Origin of the sequence: Affinundibacterium fentianense, from assembly GCF_018139545.1 — a bacterium.
GTDB classification, from domain to species: domain Bacteria; phylum Pseudomonadota; class Gammaproteobacteria; order Burkholderiales; family Burkholderiaceae_D; genus Undibacterium; species Undibacterium fentianense.
Window position 1 is genome coordinate 1 of record NZ_JAGSPJ010000035.1, and the last position, 288, is coordinate 288.

The following is a 288-nucleotide window of genomic DNA, read 5'->3' on the forward strand; positions in this document are numbered from 1 at the left end:
ATGGCAAACTTTCTGGGGAGGCACTGTCGACGATCGTGTCGTCGATCGTCGCCACCGTTACGGTGAAGCTAGACACGCCCGCTGGGACGATCAAGTTGCTACCGACCAAGCTCACGCCATTGCTGAACGTGGGGGTGGTGTTGTAGTCACTCGTTGCCGTGGCTGTACCGCCACCCAAGCTGTACGCATAGGTCGAGGCAATCGTGGTGCTGCCCGTCAAGGTCACGGTGTAGCTTAAGCTATTGCCTTCCACCACATTGTTGTCACCCACGCCTGGGGCGCCTGGTT

The 288-nt window shown here is 58.7% G+C and carries 1 protein-coding gene; it reads right to left on the reverse strand.

Annotated features, from left to right (window positions below; translation table 11 throughout):
* A partial coding sequence (locus KDM90_RS17670; protein WP_212676943.1) for a hypothetical protein occupies window positions 1-288 on the reverse strand: 288 nt, incomplete at both ends.